Genomic DNA, 934 nt, shown 5'->3' on the forward strand with positions numbered 1-934 from the left:
TGCGGAAGTGGCGGAATTGGTAGACGCACCAGATTTAGGTTCTGGCGCCGCAAGGTGTGAGAGTTCAAGTCTCTCCTTCCGCACCATTATTAAAGTCTCTTTTATTAGAGCAATGTAGGGCTATCGCCAAGCGGTAAGGCAGCGGCTTTTGATGCCGCCATTCCCTGGTTCGAATCCAGGTAGCCCTGCCACATACAATGATATTGAGATTTTACCAATTATCTTGATATCTACAGATCAAGTTGCGGAAGTGGCGGAATTGGTAGACGCACCAGATTTAGGTTCTGGCGCCGCAAGGTGTGAGAGTTCAAGTCTCTCCTTCCGCACCATTCTTGATCAAAGTTTTAAAATGGCTACGTAGCTCAGCTGGTTAGAGCACATCACTCATAATGATGGGGTCACAGGTTCGAATCCCGTCGTAGCCACCATTCCTAAATGTTCTTTTTATCAGAGCAGTTAGGAATAGATGCGGAAGTGGCGGAATTGGTAGACGCACCAGATTTAGGTTCTGGCGCCGCAAGGTGTGAGAGTTCAAGTCTCTCCTTCCGCACCATCTTAAATTAATCTACACTATCAGAATACGCGGAAGTGGCGGAATTGGTAGACGCACCAGATTTAGGTTCTGGCGCCGTAAGGTGTGAGAGTTCAAGTCTCTCCTTCCGCACCATTCTTTCTCTCGATAAGAGAGGTTAAGTAGTCTTTGACTATTTACGCTGTAGGGCTATCGCCAAGCGGTAAGGCAGCGGCTTTTGATGCCGCCATTCCCTGGTTCGAATCCAGGTAGCCCTGCCATATACAACGATATTGAGATTTTACCAATTATCTTGATATCTATAGATTAAGTTGCGGAAGTGGCGGAATTGGTAGACGCACCAGATTTAGGTTCTGGCGCCGCAAGGTGTGAGAGTTCAAGTCTCTCCTTCCGCACCATTAT

The 934-nt window shown here is 47.5% G+C and carries 8 tRNA genes; all 8 read left to right on the plus strand.

Going from position 1 to position 934, the window contains the following annotated elements:
* Position 1 precedes the first annotated feature (1 nt).
* Positions 2-86, plus strand: a tRNA-Leu gene (locus tag R8N49_RS25570).
* Between the two features lie 30 nt (positions 87-116).
* Positions 117-191: transfer RNA gene (locus R8N49_RS25575), tRNA-Gln, on the plus strand.
* 53 nt (positions 192-244) lie between these two features.
* Positions 245-329 (plus strand) — tRNA-Leu (locus tag R8N49_RS25580).
* Positions 330-351: 22 nt separating this feature from the next.
* A tRNA-Met gene (locus R8N49_RS25585) sits at positions 352-428 on the plus strand.
* Positions 429-468: 40 nt separating this feature from the next.
* Positions 469-553, plus strand: a tRNA-Leu gene (locus tag R8N49_RS25590).
* A 29-nt stretch (positions 554-582) separates the two neighbouring features.
* Positions 583-667: transfer RNA gene (locus tag R8N49_RS25595), tRNA-Leu, on the plus strand.
* A 50-nt stretch (positions 668-717) separates the two neighbouring features.
* A tRNA-Gln gene (locus R8N49_RS25600) sits at positions 718-792 on the plus strand.
* A gap of 53 nt (positions 793-845) precedes the next feature.
* Positions 846-930: transfer RNA gene (locus R8N49_RS25605), tRNA-Leu, on the plus strand.
* Positions 931-934 lie beyond the last annotated feature (4 nt).

It is taken from the genome of Vibrio sp. 1978, from assembly GCF_033344345.1.